Source organism: Ruegeria sp. E8 (assembly GCF_056533985.1).
This window is the reverse complement of record NZ_JBQFOY010000018.1, coordinates 54,343-70,515: the sequence shown is the minus strand read 5'-3', so window position 1 is coordinate 70,515 and position 16,173 is coordinate 54,343. Positions and strand designations below refer to the sequence as shown.

Below are 16,173 nucleotides of genomic sequence, written 5' to 3'. Positions count from 1 at the left end.
TCGGAAGGCACGGGGGCGCTGCCCCCGAACCCCCGGAGTATTTGGAAAAAGATGAAGGGTCAAACGCGTTCGATGGCGATGGCTGTGCCTTCACCCCCGCCGATGCAAATCGCGGCCACGCCTTTTCTGAGGTTTCGTTTTTCCAACGCATTCAGCAATGTGACCATGATGCGGGCGCCAGAGGCACCGATGGGGTGCCCCAGGGCACAGGCACCACCGTTCACGTTTACCTTGTCACGCGGCAAGGCCATTTCATGCATGAACGCCATCGGCACAACGGCGAAGGCTTCGTTAACTTCCCACAGGTCGACATCATCCTTGCTCCAGCCGATGCGTGACAGGAGCTTTTGCGCCGCGGGAACCGGAGCTGTGGTGAAGAGACCAGGCGCCTGAGCATGGCTGGCGTGGCCCAGAATACGGGCCCGCACGGCGAGGCCCTGCGCCTTTGCCGTTTCTGCCGACGCAAGAACAAGGGCCGCCGCGCCGTCTGAGATTGAAGAAGAGTTGGCGGCCGTTACTGTTCCGTCCTTGCGGAACGCAGGCTTTAACGTCGGGATTTTCTCGGGGCGGGCGGATTTTGGCTGCTCGTCCGCTTCCAACAGGGTTTCGCCCTTCCGCGTCCGGACGGTGACCGGAGCGATTTCCTGATCGAAGGCACCACTTTCCTGTGCAGAAAGCGCGTTGGACAGTGACTTCAGCGCGTATTCGTCCTGCGCTTCGCGGGTGAACTGGTAGGCCTCGGCGCAGTCTTCGGCAAAGGTACCCATCAGGCGGCCTTTGTCATATGCGTCTTCAAGCCCGTCGAGGAACATGTGGTCCACCACCTGGCCATGCCCGATGCGGGCACCACCGCGCATCTTGGGCAGCAAGTAAGGCGAGTTGGTCATACTTTCCATGCCCCCCGCAACCATAGTCTCCGCATGACCCAGCGCGATCTGGTCAAAGGCCATCATCGCCGCCTTCATTCCTGACCCGCACATTTTGTTCAGCGTTGTTGCCGGGACTTCTTCGCCCAAACCTGCCGCAAACCCGGCCTGCCGTGCAGGTGCCTGACCTTGCCCGGCCGGCAAAACGCAACCCATTAACACTTCGTCAACAGTTTTCGCACCTGCTTGCTGTAATGCCACGCGAATTGCTTCCCCGCCGAGGTCAGCCGCTGCAACACCGTCAAACATGCCCTGAAACCCGCCCATTGGCGTTCGGGCGGCCCCTGCGATCACAACATCTCTCATCCCGGTTTTCCTCCTGCTTCCAGGCTCTTGAATACCGAATGGTAAGAATTGGCGTCTAGCGTATTTCTACGACTCATTTTTCAGTTTGGAGGGCGGCCGAACCATGGGGCTGACCAGTAGTACAAGTGGCTCGACGCAGATAATCACCGTGCGGTCCGACCGGATCGACGCAGCAATGGCCATTCAGTTCAAGGAAGATATGCGAGCTGAGACCGAGGCAAACGCTAATCGGGTTGTTTTGGATCTGTCCGGCGTTCAGTTCATTGATTCCAGCGGGCTGGGTGCAATCGTGGCTTCGATGAAACAGCTGGGAAAAGAGCGGCGGCTGGATCTGGCGGGCTTGCAGCCTGTAGTCGAGAAAGTCTTTCGCCTGACGCGGATGGATACGGTTTTCAGACTGTTCGCAACGCTCGATGACGCGTTGTCCGAGCCAGACGCATGACGATTGCAGGAGTGAGCTTGCGTGGAGCCCATTTGTAACAAGACCTGTCTGGAGTTGAGCTTTCCCGCGACGGAATCCGAAGCCAGTGCAGGCATAGCCCGGCTCAGCGGCGATTTGGCAATGCGGGGGTTACCGCCTGAAAAGGCAGGTGACGTGAAAATCGCATTGGCAGAGGCGATCAACAATGTGGTGGAACACGCGTATAATGGCGTTGCCCCGGCCAAGGTTCGGGTCACTTGCCGACTGGATCAGGATCGGCTGGACATCCTGATCTCGGACACGGGCCATCCGCTTCCCGGGTACCAACCACCAGAAGGCACGCCCGCTCCGTTGGGAACCCGTATACAGGACCTGCCCGAAGGTGGCTTCGGCTGGTTCCTGATTCATCAACTCACCAACGACATCTGGTATGAGCGTCGCAATGGATGCAATCGGCTTTCTCTGCGGTTTAACTTCGGCCCCACGGGCTGAATCACAGTGTTTGGTCACAATAACGCCTTTTTCGAACCATTGTCGCGCCGCAAACAACCATCATACAGTGACTCGTAGCTCAGATAGCTTCCCTCGGCGCCACATATCACAGCCCCCACCCAGTGAATGGCGCCGAGGAACTTATCCTCTGAAATCTCTGGACAATCGCTGATCACTGAATAGCTTTCCCTTGTTCAAAAGAGAGAGAATTCGCCATGCGTGATCTGCATCGTCCCGGTCGGTCGGAAGTCTTCGCATCACAAGGAATGTGCGCAACGTCGCATCCGCTGGCAGCAAAAGTTGCAATCGACATCCTGAGCCAGGGCGGCAACGCGATGGATGCCGCAATTGCCGGAGCTGTGCTGCTTGGGATTTGCGAACCTCAGATGACCGGGCTGGGTGGCGATTGTTTTGTCCTGTTCAATCGCGCGGGCGAAAACCGGATACGCGCGCTTAACGGATCGGGCCGCGCGCCGGCTGCAACACACTCACAGCCGTTGCGAGATCGCGGCCTGTCGTCCGTACCTTTGAACGGGCCGGATGCCGTAACTGTTCCCGGTGCCGTGGATGCCTTTTGTCACTTGGCAGAACATGAAGGACGCCTGGGGCTGGATGCGATCCTGCGACCTGCGATTTACTATGCTGAACAAGGCGTTCCGGTGGCCCCCAGGGTGGCTTTCGACTGGAAAACCGGAGCGGCAACCCTGCAAGGTGCGGCGCGTGACCATTACCTGATCAATGGTCAAATCCCATCAATCGGCCAAATCTTTCGCTCTCCTGGACAAGCTGAGGTTCTGCGTCAGATCGCCAGCCATGGGCGTGACGCGTTTTATTCCGGCGGCATCGCCGAGGACATGATCGCGGCGCTTTCCGCAATGGGTGGTGTTCACACTGTTGACGATTTTCATAACACCAAATGCACGGAAACTGAACCGATGCGCGGAGGTTATAAAGACGTCGATCTGGTAGAACATCCGCCGAATGGTCAGGGCGCAACTGCGATTTTGCTGCTGAACATCCTGAAACACTTTGATCTGACCAGTATGGACCCGTTTGGAGCTGAACGTATCCATATCGAAGCCGAAGCTACCAAACTGGCCTATGACGCACGTAACCGGTTCATCGCAGATCCGGATCACATGACGCGTGCAGAACGCTTCCTTGATCCGGATATCGCCGCACAACTTGCCGCGCTGATCGATCCCCAAAAAGCAATGCTAGCTGCGGCTCCTTTGACCGAGGCCATCCACAAGGACACCGTTTACATCACTGTTGTCGACCGCGACCAGATGGCGGTGTCGCTGATCTATTCGATATTCCACAGCTTTGGTTCGGGTATCGCATCGGAAAAATACGGCATACTGCTGCAAAACCGCGGGGCTGGATTTACTTTGCAACCCGGCCATCCGAACGAGTTGGGTGGAGGCAAACGCCCGATGCACACAATCATCCCGGGAATGCTAACCGAAAGCGATCGTGTCACGATGCCATTTGGCGTGATGGGCGGGGCTTATCAGCCTACCGGCCACGCACGTTTTGTTTCAAATCTCACAGACTACGGGCTTGAGTTGCAGGAAAGCATTAATGCACCCCGCGCTTTTTTCGACGGATCGGTTCTGAAACTGGAACGCGGGTATCCCGAAGAGATTGCGAAACAATTGTCCGAGATTGGCCATAATATTGAGATACCGGAAACACCCCTTGGCGGAGCACAAGCGATCCGAATCCGAAAAGACGGTGTTTTGGAAGGTGCCAGCGACCCGCGCAAGGATGGCTGCGCCCTTGGATACTGATCAATGGCAGGCCAATGCCCGCCGGTTCGGCTCACCTAGTTCAGGTGAAAGTGCAGGGGGTATGAACCGTCTTCAAACGGGCCGAACATATCGGGGATATCGGGGTGCTCGACCGGCTCTCCGGAATAGTCTGCAACCAGATTTTGTTCTGAAACATAAGCAACATAGAAGGATTGGTCGTTCTCGGCCAACAGGTGGTAGAACGGTTGCTCTTTCCTGGGACGGCTGTCTTCCGGAATGGCCTGGTACCATTCTTCGGTATTCGAAAACTCAGGATCCACGTCAAAGATCACCCCTCGAAAAGGGTGTTTCTTATGACGAACCACCTGGCCCAAGCCGTATTTTGCACGTGTCTTTAGCATTGTTTCAGCCCCCAAAGCTTTTTCTACCTGTTTCCGGGCAGAAAAGCCAATCATTGATGTGAAATTCAGGGAAACAGTCTGTGAACCTTTTACTGACAGTGTTCGAAATTGTGGCGCCGGTTTTTCTTTTGGCAGCCATTGGCTTTAGCTGGGTCAAGCTGGGATTCGAATACCGCCTGCAATTCGTCACCCGCTTTGCAACGACGCTGGCAATGCCCAGTCTGATCTTTGTTGCCCTTATGCAAACCGAAATTCCGGGTGGTGACCTGTCGCGATTTACTGCCGCGACACTGGTTGCGAATCTCCTGCTGGCGGTTGTGTTCTGGCTGATCGTGCGCGGGTTGAGTCTGGATCAGCGAACGTATCTGTCACCTTTGATATTCGGCAATACCGGCAATCTCGGTCTGCCGCTGTGTATTTTTGCCTTTGGTCAGATTGGCCTGGGGTATGCGGTCATCTTTCTATCTGTAACCGCGCTGTTTTCATTCACCTATGGGATCTATCTGGTCGCAGGAAAAGGTGCATGGGGGCAGGTCGTGCGCCAACCAATGGCTTGGGCCACCATTCTGGGTGCGGTATTCCTATGGCAGGGGTGGCGAACGCCCGTTTTTCTGACCAACACATTGGAGCTTTTGGGTCAAATGGCCGTCCCGCTGATGCTGGTTACTGTCGGCGTGGCAATCGCTCGCCTGACGTCGCGCAGCCTTGGGCAAGCACTTTGGCTGTCGGCGTTGAAGCTGGCCGTGTGCTTTGCATTGGGATGGGGGATCGGGGTGCTGTTTGATCTGGACGCGATCGCTTTTGGCGTTCTGGTGTTGCAAATCTGCACGCCGGTTGCCGTGACCTCTTACCTGCTGGCAGAACGGTTCGGCGCCGATTCGGATGCGGTCGCTGGCATGGTCATGGTGTCCACTGTGCTTTCCGTGGCGGCGTTACCGGTTATTCTGGCCATCATTTTATAGCGATTGTGATTTCCTCAGCGCTCAATCTGCGCTAGAATAAACAAAAAAGGCACGAGGCACATGAGCAGAATTCTTTTCGTACTCCTAGGGGTGCTGCTTCTGGCATCCTGTGGGGGCGGCTCCAAACAGCCGCCCAGCAGATTGAACGACGCGTGCAGCATTGCGCGTGAAAAACCCGACTATATCAAGGCCTTCAAAAGCACCGAGCGTAAATGGGGTGTTCCCGTTCACGTCCAGATGGCCACGATCTATCAGGAAAGCCGCTATCGCCACGATGCGCGCACGCCACATCGGTACGTTCTGGGGGTCATTCCCATGGGCAGGCAGAGCAGTGCTTATGGGTTCAGCCAGGCACTGGATGGCACCTGGGAACAATACCAGCGGGAAACAGGCAAGCGCCGGGCCAAGCGGGATCGTATCCGCGACGCCTCGGACTTTATCGGCTGGTACATGAACAAAAGCTACGAACGTAACGGCATTCATCCGGCAGATACGCGCAATCAGTATCTCGCCTATCACGAAGGCCATACCGGATATGCGCGCGGCAGCTACAACAGCAAATCCTGGTTGTTGAACGTCGCCAATGATGTGGATGCGCGCGCGCAACTATATCAGGCGCAGCTGGCAAACTGCCGGTACTGACACATCTGTGCGGGTCAGCGATTGCCTGACCCGCTTCTGTTCCTGTTCGAGAACAGCCCCTGATCAAGGCGTCCGCCTTCGTTCAGCGCGCCCAGCAGAACGGTTGTCTGGCTGCCGGCGTTGTCATGAATCACCCATTTGCGCAGCTCGACGGGATTGTCGGTGAACATCAATTCGATCCGGCCTGCTTCGGGGTTTTTGGGATCTTGCGCGGTGACCACCGTGGCAGTGCCATCAAAGCTGTGCCCCACAACCATATTCGCCTGGCTCAGGTTCACGTTGCGCGCCAGTACAATGGACAATGGCGTACGCTTCAGCGGGTATTGCTCGGGTGGCTGGTTCGATTTCGGATCAAAAATCTGTACACTGCCGGAGCGCGCCAGAACCACTGCACTGTTGGGTGGGTCATATTCAAACCGCATCTTACCCGGGCGCTGCATCCACAGCTTGCCCGTGCTTAGTGAGCCATCGTCGTTCACTTGCGTGAATGTCGTCTGAACCGTTTTCAACCCGTTCAGGTAATTGGAAATCTGCGAAAGCGGCAGCTTCTCAGCCGCCCATGCGGCAGGTGCAACCAGTGTCAAAGCAAGGGCAAAAGCAATCTGTTTCATGAGACCCAGATAAGCCTTCTGCCCTTGTTATTAAATATCTTACTGCTCGGGGACGAGGATTTCGCGTTTGCCGACATGATTTGCAGCCGAAACAACGCCTTCGTCCTCCATCTGCTCAACCAAGCGGGCTGCCTTGTTGTAGCCAATGGCAAGTTTTCGCTGAATATAGGAGGTCGAGCATTTACGATCCTTGATCACAATCGCCACCGCCTGATCATAGAGCGCATCCTCGCCATTGGTGTTGCCACCGGTGTTCAGGCCCAGAACGGCGTCGATGTTGTCTGCCTTGTCCTCGGCCGGGCCGTCCAGCACGCTGCCCACGTAATCCGGCGGGCCGAACTGCTTCAGATGGTTCACGATTTCCTCAACCTCTTCGTCCGAAACAAATGGCCCGTGGCAACGGGTGATTTTGGCCCCGCCCGCCATATACAGCATATCGCCCTGCCCCAGCAGCTGCTCGGCACCCATCTCGCCCAGAATGGTGCGACTGTCGACTTTCGACGTCACCTGGAACGAAATCCGGGTCGGGAAGTTCGCCTTGATCGTCCCGGTAATCACATCGACCGAAGGCCGCTGCGTGGCCATGATCAGGTGAATGCCCGAGGCCCGGGCCATTTGCGCCAGACGCTGAATACAGGCTTCGATCTCTTTGCCCGCGACCATCATCAGGTCGGCCATCTCGTCGACGATGACAACGATATAGGGCATCGCTTCGGGCGCGAATTCTTCGGTTTCAAACGTGGGCTCGCCGGTTTCGTCGTCGAACCCGGTCTGCACCGTCCGGCTGAACAGCTCACCTTTGTCCAGCGCGTCCTTTACGCGACCATTGTAGCCCGCGATATTTCGGACGCCCATCTTGGACATCTTGCGATAGCGGTCCTCCATCTCGCCCACGACCCATTTCAGGGCCACGACGGCCTTTTTCGGGTCGGTCACAACGGGCGAGAGCAGATGCGGGATGCCGTCATACACCGACAATTCCAGCATCTTCGGATCGATCATGATCAGGCGGCATTCATCGGGCGTTAGCTTGTACAGCAGCGACAGGATCATCGTATTGATCGCCACCGATTTACCGGAACCGGTCGTACCCGCGATCAGCAGGTGAGGCATCTTGGCCAGGTTCGCCACAACGGACTCACCCCCGATATCCTTGCCCAGCGCCAGCGGCAGCGCGTGATTGCCATCACCGAAATCACGGCTGGCAAGGATTTCGCGCAGCACCACCATCTCGCGATTTTCGTTGGGCAATTCGATCCCGATGACCGAACGCCCCGGCAAGGTCGAAACCCGCGCCGACAAGGCGGACATCGAGCGTGCGATATCGTCGGCCAAACCGATCACACGGCTGGCTTTCAGGCCCGGAGCCGGTTCCAATTCGTACATCGTCACAACCGGGCCGGGGCGGACGCTGACGATCTCGCCTTTTACACCATAGTCGTCCAGCACGTTTTCCAGCATCCGCGCGTTTTCTTCCAGAGCCTCATCGCTGAGGTGATGGCGCTGAATGCTGGCTGGATTCGACAGCAAACCCAGAGGCGGCAATTCGAAATCTGAATGGCGTTCCTCAAAGGACAAAGCGGGCTGCGCTTCGGCCTGCGCGCGGCGGGACGGTTGCGGCGTCCGGCGAACTGGTTGCGCGACCACGGGCTTGCGCGGCTCGGCCACCGGGATTTTCATCGCCGGACGCGGTTGCGGTGCAGGTTCCCGGATATCTTCAAAGACCGGGTCGTCATCCATATCCGGCGTAGGCGCATAGTGATCCGACATCGGTTCCGGCGCATATTCCATCTGTGCTGGCTCTTGCCAATCCGCTGCGACATCCGCCGTTATTGGTGGCTCGGGCGGCAGGTCCGCAGCCGTCACCGGCGGCTCCATGGGCAGATCATCCGGCTGACCCGTGTTCAGGATCAGCGGGCCCGGGCGGCGACCACGACCTTTGGTCAGCGGCAAGCTCGGATCCGGTTCAGGCGTCATCTCACCTGTGGCCACTTTGCGATTGCGTACTGCTGCCGAGATTTTCGAACGGATGCGATCCTCACCCGGCATTTCGTCAAAGCCTGCGACGGGTTCCGGATCGACCAGCTCTGGCTCGGGCATTGGTTCCGGGCGGCGGATCAGTGACGGCATACGCGCCAACAGACCGGGTTTGGCCACAGGTTCTGGGATCTCCAGCTCGGGTTCCTCAAAGATGGGGTCAGCGTAAGCCAGATCATCTTCGAACATCGCCTCGGCGGCTTCAGTGCGCGCAAGCTTTCGCTCTTCCCACTGCGCCCGGCGATCCCGCGCCGCTTGCGCGGCCGAAGCCGCGCCCCGCCCCATCAGGGTCATCAGCATGTCGTAGGACATCACGAGGCCCAGCAGGAAGGCACGGAACCCGCGTTTCACGTCCGTTTTGGTGAAACCCAGAACGAAAATGCCCAGCGCAATCATCCCGACCGCCATGGCCAAAGACATCAGTTTGACCAGAAAATGTGAGGAGATCGGCAGCAATGTCAGCAACGCGCCCATGACCGTGTCGCCAAACAGGCCGCCCAAACCATAGCTGTGGGTCGCACGCCATTCCGCATCCGGAACAAGGGTCGCAGCGTAGACCGAGACAACAGCAATCCAGATCGGGGCAAAGATCAAACGTGCAATGGCCCGATCTTCACCAAAGTGACCCGCGAAACGCAGGCCCCAGCCGATCAGTACAAGCGCAATACCCCAGCTGCCCCAGCCGACAATCATGAACAAGGGTGCCGCGATCGAGGCCCCGATCCGCCCCATCCAGTTCTGCACCGGTGCGTCGGTCGAAACCATCCAGTTGGGGTCATCGGGCGTATAGGACCAAATCATCGCGGCGGCGGCCAAACCCAGCAGGATCAGGGCAATGCCGATCAATTCCTTACTGCGTCGTTCCAAAGCGGCCTGCGTTGTGCTGTCCAGCAATGGATCGCGATTGCGCGCGTTATATGATGCCATTTTGCCCTCGTACCTCACGAATAGATGCAGTCGCGGAGTGTGATCAGACCACGCTGCAACTCTGTTTTTGGGGCCACCAACGCAACCCGGATAAAGCCTTCGCCCGGGTTTTGTCCCGGATCACCTTGTGAAAGATATGCGCCCGGCAGGACCCGAACCCCGGTGTCCTTCCAGACCTTCAATGCGGTGTCTTCGCCATTCTCGACCGGCAGCCACAGAAAGAAACCGGCCTCAGGCGACATGTATCCTTGAACGCCCGCGAACACTTCATCCGCAATGGCGTATTTTTCCTGATACAACGCGCGGTTTTCCCGCACATGATCCTCATCCGCCCAGACCTTTGCTGCGGCAGCTTGCAAGGGCAGCGGCAGCGGAGATCCGGCATAGGTCCGCAGTTTTTTGACCTGTTTGATCGTCTCCGGCCCGCCCGCAATCAGACCCGACCGCAACCCGGCCAGGTTTGAGCGTTTGGAGAGTGAGTTGAACAGCGTAATCCGTTCAGGGTCTGCACCCAACTCCTGCGCGACTGTCAGAATACCTGTCGGAGCCTCATCACGGTAAATCTCGGAATAACACTCATCCGCGAAAATGCGGAAATCATACTGTTCGGCCAGACGGATCAGTTCGGCCCAATAATCGCGCGAGGCAACAGCCCCCTGCGGGTTGGCAGGCGAACAAATATAGGCAACAGCGGTGCGGTTCAGCACATCCGCAGGCAAACCCGCATAGTCCGGCAGATGGCCCGTTGCGGCGGTGGCAGGCACAAAATATGGCTGCGCTCCGACCGAAAGCGAGGCTACCATGTAGACCTGATAAAACGGGTTCGGGCACAGGATAACCGGCTGCTGACCGTTCTTCTGTTCCGGGCACAGCGCCATGGCAGCGTTGTACAGACCTTCGCGGGTACCGTTCAGCGCCATCACATTGGCATCCGGGTCCATCTGAACCCCATATCGACGCTTGATCCAATCCGTGATCGCCCCACGCAAAGCGTCCGAGCCTTCATTCGGAGGGTACCCCTGAAACCCGGCGGCGTTTTCCAAGATGACATCCGTCACCCAGGCCGGAAAGTCATGCGTGGGTGCGCCAATGGTCATGTGAACGACGTCACCGCCCGGCTGGTGGTGATCCAACAGGGCGCGCAGACGCGGGAATGCATAAGCCGGTAGGTTCGAAAACCGCTCGGGGAAATCCATAATACTGCCTCAACATCGGGGTCATTTGCGCCCCGTTTTTTTGGCAGATTACAGTCCGCAGCCCTTCTCGTCCAGACAAAGAGGTTCCGAATCAGGGGATTGTGGCATTCAGGCCAGCACCGATTCCGCTGCTGAACCCAGCCGCAAAAGCGCCTCTTCCGAGTCGGGATAGCCCAACATCATCAACCCGCAACTGGGGGTTCCGGTGGGCAGGCTCAGCGCCGCGAGCCCCATCAGATTGCCGATCCTTGTGTTGCGCAGGGCGAGAAGATTCTCAGTCACGTAATAGTCGTGATCGCTCATCAAACGCTCCAGATTAGGTGGCAGAATCGGGGCAGTGGGTGCCAGAACCGCGTCGAACCCGGCGGTCGCCGCGTCCCAAGCGCTGCGGCAGGCTTTGAGCTTGGCCCAGGCCGCCACATAGTCGGGGCCGGAATAGCCTTGACCAATGCGGAACCGTTCGAGAATCTCGGGGTACATTGCACCGGGGTTGGCCTCGATCACATCGCGCCACAACCCATAGGCCTCGGTCGTGTATACGACGCTTGTCAGGGTCATGGCCTCGTTCAGTTCGGGCACGTCCAGAGGCACGATTTCGGCGCCTGCGTCCGCAAGCTTTGCGACAGCATCCTCATAGGCCCTTCGCGGCGTGTCGCGCAGGTCGTCCTTGGCAATGTTCTGCAAATCGGCAAAGCGGCGGCCTTTCAGCGAAGCGCCGCGTAGATCGGCGGGCGTTCCCCCTTCAAGCAAAGCCAGCGTATGCGCTGCATCTTCAACCGACCGAGTCAGCGGCCCGACCGTATCGAACCGCAGGCAGAGCGGCACCACCCCTTCCAGGCTCAGCCGTCCAGCGGTGGTTTTAAGCCCCACAAGGTCGTTCCAAGCCGCCGGGATACGCACCGATCCGCCCGTGTCTGATCCGATTCCGCAAGCGGCGAGGCCCCAGGCAACCGAAGCCCCGGCCCCCGAAGACGACCCGCCGGGCACCGCTGCTTCGTCATGGATGCAGGGCGGCGTTTCCGTGATCGGGTTCAGCCCAAGGCCGGAAAAGGCCAGTTCGCTCATATGGGTTTTGCCCAGACAGACCGTTCCCATCTGAGTCGCATTGCGCAGAACCAGAGCATCCGCATCCGGCACACGGCCCTTCAACAGAGCCGTACCCGCTTCGGTCGCAGTACCTGCTGTGTCGAACAGGTCTTTCCAACTGATCGGGACCCCATCCAGCAAGGACCGGCGCAGACCCAGCTTGGCGCGCTGCTGTGCCGCCTCGGCCTCGGACCGGGCGCGGTCATGGGTGACACGAGCGTAGATGCGATCCCGATGCGGATGAGCGTCGATGGCCGCAAGATAGGTTTCCGTCAGTTCGACCGGATCAATCTGACCCATCCCAATGCCACGGCCCAAATCACACGCGGTCATGGTCAACCAATCCTGCATCTCACCCCTCCTGATTTTTCGGCTTTGGGTGACGGTAGCGACAGGACTGCACATGGACAATCCCGAAAGGGCGCGCATATTGCAGGGCATGACACAGGCATCTGACATTCTGATTGTGGGCGGCGGGCTGAACGGCCCTGCTTTGGCGCTGGCACTGGCACAAACCGGTCATTCGGTCACAGTGATCGATGCATTGGCCGAAAAGGTGCGCAAGAACGCGGCGTTCGATGGCCGTGCCTATGCACTCGCGCTGGCCTCACAGCGGTTGTTGGACGCCATCGGCATCTGGGACCGCGTCGCGGAACAGGCCGAACCGATGTTGGAAATCAAGGTCACTGATGGCCACGCGGGTGCAGGACCATCGCCGTTTTTCATGCATTTTGACCATGCCGAGATCGAAGAAGGCCCCATGGGCTATATGGTCGAAGACCGCCATCTGCGCCGCGCATTTCTGGACGCGATGGCCGACGAGCACCGCATCACACAGATGAGCGGCAAAACCGTCGTGTCGCAAATGGCCGACGCTACCGGAGTGACCCTGACGCTGGACGACGGCACAACCGTGCAAGGCGGTTTGCTGGTCGGGTGCGACGGTCGCCGCAGTGGCACCGCGTCACGGGCAGGTATCAAACGCACCGGCTGGGATTACGGACAAACCGCGCTGGTTTGCGCCATCGAACATGAGCTGCCACATAACGGCATCGCGCATCAGTTCTTCATGCCGCCCGGCCCGCTGGCGATACTGCCGTTAACCGGCAATCGCAGCTCTATTGTTTGGAGCGAACGCACCGAGGCCGCGCAACACATCAACGCCCTGCCCGAGGATGACTATCTGCAAGTGCTGCGCCCGCGGTTTGGTGATTTCCTTGGTGAAATCAGTCTCGCTGGCGACCGGTTCACTTACCCGCTGAACCTGACCATCGCCAATTCTTTCATCGGCGACCGCATGGCTTTGGTCGGGGACGCCGCCCACGGAATGCACCCCATCGCCGGTCAGGGCCTGAATGCCGGCTTGCGCGATGTCGGCGCTCTGGCCGAGGTTCTGACTTTGGCAGGACGGCGCGGTGAAGATATCGGGTCGCTTCTGGTGCTGGAGCGCTATCAGGAATGGCGACGGTTCGACACCGCCTCGCTTGCGATGGCGACGGACGTATTCAACAAGCTATTTTCAAATGACAATCCGCTGCTGCGTCTTGGGCGGGACATTGGCATGGGAATTGTCGGTTCTCTGCCCGGTCTACGTCGCGGTTTCGTGCGCGAAGCCGCAGGGCTGACCGGAGATCTGCCCAAGCTGTTGCAAGGACGAGCGATTTAATCCAGCTGCCGCGCCTCGTCGACCAGCATGACCGGGATGCCGTTGCGGATTGGAAATGCCAGACCGGCGGCCTTTGACACAAGCTCCTGCTTTTCGGCATCGTAATGCAGGGTTGTTTGTGTCTGCGGGCAGATCAACGCTTCGAGCATGCGGCGATCAAAAGCGTGTACAGGGTCGGTCATTGCAGTTTTTCCTCACTCGATCCGCCGCGCATGGCGAATTCAATCAGCGTAACCAACGTCTCGCGCCGGGTACGCAGGCAGGGGGCCTCTAGCAGGGCCTGTTTGTCTTCGGGGTCGAAATCCAGAAGCATCGACAGTGAATTCACCAAAAGCTCATCCTCGGCGTCTTTGAGTGAATCCCAGTCGGTGGACAATTGACGGGACGAAAAGAAGCGTTCCAGCAAGGTCAGGAATTTCGTGCGGTTGAACCCGTTGTCTTTTTCGGCTTTGCCAAGGTCACGGTCAAACCCGTCCCACGACACAGCGCATCGCCGGTAGGGTGTGAACGCGTCTTGTTCCGAAAGCACCCTGAACCGGGACACGCCGGTCAGTGTGATCAGGTACCGGCCATCTTCCGTTTCAGAAAACTGTGTGACCCGCCCTGCACACCCGATCCGATGCAACTTGTCGTCATCGCTGACCGAGGGGTTCGGCTGGACCATCGCGATCAGCCGTTCCTTGGTCTTCAGCGCATCATCCAGCATCTGCAAATAGCGCGGCTCGAAGATGTGAAGAGGCAAGCGCGAGCGGGGCAACAGCAGCGCCCCGGGCAATGGAAAAACGGATACCGTATCCGGCAGGTCGGCGGGATGCATCATGTACCCAATTCTAGCTCTGATCAGAGATTAGGCAAATATCATCGAGCTGAGCTTGCGACGTCCGTTCAGAACAATCGGATCATTGGGTTTGAGCGCATCGAAGATGGTGAAAAGCTGGGTCTTGGCCGCGCCCTCATTCCACTCACGATCACGGCGGAACAGCTCCAGCAGTTGCGCCACGGCCTCTTCTACATCGCCGTTTGCGTGCAACGCCTGTGCCAGATCAAACCGGGCCTGATGGTTGTCAGGATCAGCCTCGACTGCCGCGGTCAATTCGGCAACAGGGCCTGCATCAGCCGCCTGCCTAGCCAATTCCAGTTGCGCATGCGCAGCTTCCAGTTCGGCCGAGGTCGATATTTCGGCCGGAGCACCGTTCAGGATTGCCTCTGCCTGCTCCAGATCGCCGGTGGCGATATGCGCCCGCACCAACCCACCGTAAGCTGCCGCATGGTTCGGGTCTTCGCCCAGAATGGCCGCAAAGGTCTGCGCGGCGTCCGCAGCCGCGCCTTCGGTCAGCATTTCTTCGGCAGCTTGCACCGCGTCATCTAACTGGCCACCCGGGCTTTCACCGCCTGCCGCTTCGATCACGCGATCGACAAAGGCCTTGATCTCGGATCCCGGCAAAGCACCCTGAAAGCCGTCCACAGGCTGGCCCTTGAAGAAGGCATAGACGGTCGGGATCGACTGGATGCGCATTTGCGACGCGATCATCTGCGCCTCATCCACGTTGATCTTGACCATCTTCACCGCGCCCTTTGCGGCTGTTACAGCCTCTTCCAGCAGCGGGCCCAACGTTTTGCACGGACCGCACCAGGGCGCCCAGAAATCAACAATTACAGGTGTTTCCTGCGAGGCTTCGACCACATCGGCCATGAAACTAGCCTCGGTCCCGTCTTTGATCAGATCGGTGGCTGGGGCGTCTGCGCCGTTCAGAAGGTCCATGGCATTTACTCTCTCGTTCGAACTTGCGCCCTATATGCAATCGCTTTGCGCAGAAACCAAGGGAAGAGTTTTGTCTCAGACGTCGAAGGTGGCAAAGACCGGAGCGTGATCGCTGGGTTTTTCCCATCCCCGCGCATCCCGCAGGATACGGCTGGAATGGCCTGCGTTCGAGATATCAGGTGTGGCCCAGACATGGTCCAGACGCCGCCCCTTGTCCGCCGCATCCCAATCGCGGGCGCGATACGACCACCAGCTGTACAACTGACCCTCTGGAATGTCTTGCCGGGTGATATCGACCCAACCGCCTGCATCCTGTGTTTCGGCCAGATGCTCGACTTCGATCGGGGTGTGGGAAACAACCTTGAGCAGTTGCTTGTGCGACCACACATCATCCTCGCGCGGGGCGATGTTCAGGTCGCCGACAAGGATGGATTTCTCGGGTTTTTCCGCGTGGAACCAATCGCGCATATCTGTCAGGTAATCGAGCTTCTGCCCGAATTTCTCGTTCTTTTCACGATCCGGCACGTCACCACCCGCCGGAACATAGAAGTTGTGGATGGTGACACCATTCTCCAACCGCCCGGCGATGTGGCGGGCATGGCCGAGACCGGCGAAATCCTTGTCGCCCACCTCTTCTATCGGCAGGCGCGACAGGATGGCGACGCCGTTGTACCCTTTCTGACCGCGCGCAATCATGTGGGTATAGCCCAGTTCGGCAAACCCTTCGGTCGGAATCTTTTCGACCGGCGACTTGCATTCCTGCAGGCACAGAACATCCGGCGCTTCTTCCTGCAGCAATTTCAGCACGATGGGCTCGCGCAGGCGGACCGAGTTGATGTTCCAGGTGGCAAGGGTAAAGGGCATGGGTGTGGCCTTCCAGAGTAGTGTTGTTCGCACCCTAGCCCGCCGTCCGTTTCAGCGCCATCAGAAAGAGAACGACCGACAACCGACATGGTTCCGGCATTTTACAGTCTACAAATTTCC

At 58.4% G+C, this 16,173-nt stretch carries 16 protein-coding genes; 6 read left to right on the top strand and 10 right to left on the bottom strand.

Translation table 11 applies throughout. From position 1 onward, the window contains the following. Window positions 1-59 precede the first annotated feature (59 nt). A complete protein-coding gene (locus ACR0LF_RS18925) occupies window positions 60-1,232 on the bottom strand; it encodes a thiolase family protein (protein WP_480581979.1) in 1,173 nt (390 codons plus the stop codon). A gap of 103 nt (window positions 1,233-1,335) precedes the next feature. On the opposite strand from ACR0LF_RS18925, the gene ACR0LF_RS18920 reads away from it, so the two are divergent. The 3 genes from ACR0LF_RS18920 to ggt all read left to right on the top strand — a co-directional run bounded on the left by ACR0LF_RS18920 (window position 1,336) and on the right by ggt (window position 3,938). Continuing rightward, window positions 1,336-1,674 carry an STAS domain-containing protein gene (locus tag ACR0LF_RS18920; RefSeq protein WP_480581982.1) on the top strand — a complete coding sequence of 113 codons (339 nt, stop codon included), beginning with the start codon at window positions 1,336-1,338 and terminating at the stop codon, window positions 1,672-1,674. 21 nt (window positions 1,675-1,695) lie between these two features. Further along, on the top strand, window positions 1,696-2,145 hold the full coding sequence (locus tag ACR0LF_RS18915) for an ATP-binding protein (RefSeq protein ID WP_480581984.1): 450 nt from the start codon (window positions 1,696-1,698) through the stop codon (window positions 2,143-2,145). 215 nt (window positions 2,146-2,360) lie between these two features. Beyond that, window positions 2,361-3,938 (top strand): gamma-glutamyltransferase, encoded by a 1,578-nt coding sequence (gene ggt, locus ACR0LF_RS18910; protein ID WP_480581987.1) that lies wholly within the window; start codon window positions 2,361-2,363, stop codon window positions 3,936-3,938. A 35-nt stretch (window positions 3,939-3,973) separates the two neighbouring features. On the opposite strand, the gene hspQ is transcribed toward ggt, so the two are convergent. After that, window positions 3,974-4,300 (bottom strand): heat shock protein HspQ, encoded by a 327-nt coding sequence (hspQ, locus tag ACR0LF_RS18905; protein WP_480581989.1) that lies wholly within the window; start codon window positions 4,298-4,300, stop codon window positions 3,974-3,976. Between the two features lie 80 nt (window positions 4,301-4,380). Between hspQ and ACR0LF_RS18900 the strand changes: the two genes are divergently transcribed. Both ACR0LF_RS18900 and ACR0LF_RS18895 read left to right on the top strand, forming a co-directional pair. After that, window positions 4,381-5,262 carry an AEC family transporter gene (locus ACR0LF_RS18900; protein WP_480581993.1) on the top strand — a complete coding sequence of 294 codons (882 nt, stop codon included), beginning with the start codon at window positions 4,381-4,383 and terminating at the stop codon, window positions 5,260-5,262. A gap of 60 nt (window positions 5,263-5,322) precedes the next feature. Next, window positions 5,323-5,904, top strand: coding sequence for a transglycosylase SLT domain-containing protein (locus ACR0LF_RS18895; protein WP_480581996.1), 582 nt, complete (start codon window positions 5,323-5,325; stop codon window positions 5,902-5,904). A gap of 14 nt (window positions 5,905-5,918) precedes the next feature. On the opposite strand, the gene ACR0LF_RS18890 is transcribed toward ACR0LF_RS18895, so the two are convergent. The 4 genes from ACR0LF_RS18890 to ACR0LF_RS18875 form a co-directional block, all read right to left on the bottom strand. Beyond that, a complete protein-coding gene (locus ACR0LF_RS18890; protein ID WP_480581999.1) occupies window positions 5,919-6,515 on the bottom strand; it encodes a LolA family protein in 597 nt (198 codons plus the stop codon). 39 nt (window positions 6,516-6,554) lie between these two features. After that, window positions 6,555-9,479, bottom strand: a complete 2,925-nt coding sequence (locus ACR0LF_RS18885) for a DNA translocase FtsK (RefSeq protein ID WP_480582002.1) — start codon at window positions 9,477-9,479, stop codon at window positions 6,555-6,557. Between the two features lie 14 nt (window positions 9,480-9,493). Beyond that, window positions 9,494-10,675 (bottom strand): aminotransferase class I/II-fold pyridoxal phosphate-dependent enzyme, encoded by a 1,182-nt coding sequence (locus tag ACR0LF_RS18880; protein WP_480582004.1) that lies wholly within the window; start codon window positions 10,673-10,675, stop codon window positions 9,494-9,496. Between the two features lie 108 nt (window positions 10,676-10,783). Further along, entirely contained in the window at window positions 10,784-12,112 is a 1,329-nt protein-coding gene (locus ACR0LF_RS18875; RefSeq protein ID WP_480582007.1) for an amidase, read from the bottom strand. 52 nt (window positions 12,113-12,164) lie between these two features. Between ACR0LF_RS18875 and ACR0LF_RS18870 the strand changes: the two genes are divergently transcribed. Then, the gene (locus tag ACR0LF_RS18870; protein ID WP_480856453.1) at window positions 12,165-13,427 is read left to right on the top strand and encodes an FAD-dependent monooxygenase; all 1,263 of its coding nucleotides are present in this window, start codon (window positions 12,165-12,167) and stop codon (window positions 13,425-13,427) included. Here ACR0LF_RS18870 and ACR0LF_RS18865 read toward each other — a convergent pair. From ACR0LF_RS18865 to ACR0LF_RS18850, 4 genes are all read right to left on the bottom strand, one after another. Further along, a complete protein-coding gene (locus ACR0LF_RS18865; protein WP_480582012.1) occupies window positions 13,424-13,609 on the bottom strand; it encodes a Trm112 family protein in 186 nt (61 codons plus the stop codon). The genes ACR0LF_RS18870 and ACR0LF_RS18865 overlap by 4 nt on opposite strands. After that, the gene (locus tag ACR0LF_RS18860) at window positions 13,606-14,247 is read right to left on the bottom strand and encodes an LON peptidase substrate-binding domain-containing protein (RefSeq protein ID WP_480582015.1); all 642 of its coding nucleotides are present in this window, start codon (window positions 14,245-14,247) and stop codon (window positions 13,606-13,608) included. Before ACR0LF_RS18860 ends, ACR0LF_RS18865 begins: the two co-directional genes overlap by 4 nt. Window positions 14,248-14,274: 27 nt before the next feature. Next, window positions 14,275-15,189, bottom strand: coding sequence for a thioredoxin (trxA, locus tag ACR0LF_RS18855; protein ID WP_480582018.1), 915 nt, complete (start codon window positions 15,187-15,189; stop codon window positions 14,275-14,277). 75 nt (window positions 15,190-15,264) lie between these two features. Then, window positions 15,265-16,053: an exodeoxyribonuclease III gene (locus ACR0LF_RS18850; protein ID WP_480582021.1), complete on the bottom strand. Its 789-nt coding sequence runs from the start codon at window positions 16,051-16,053 to the stop codon at window positions 15,265-15,267. Window positions 16,054-16,173 lie beyond the last annotated feature (120 nt).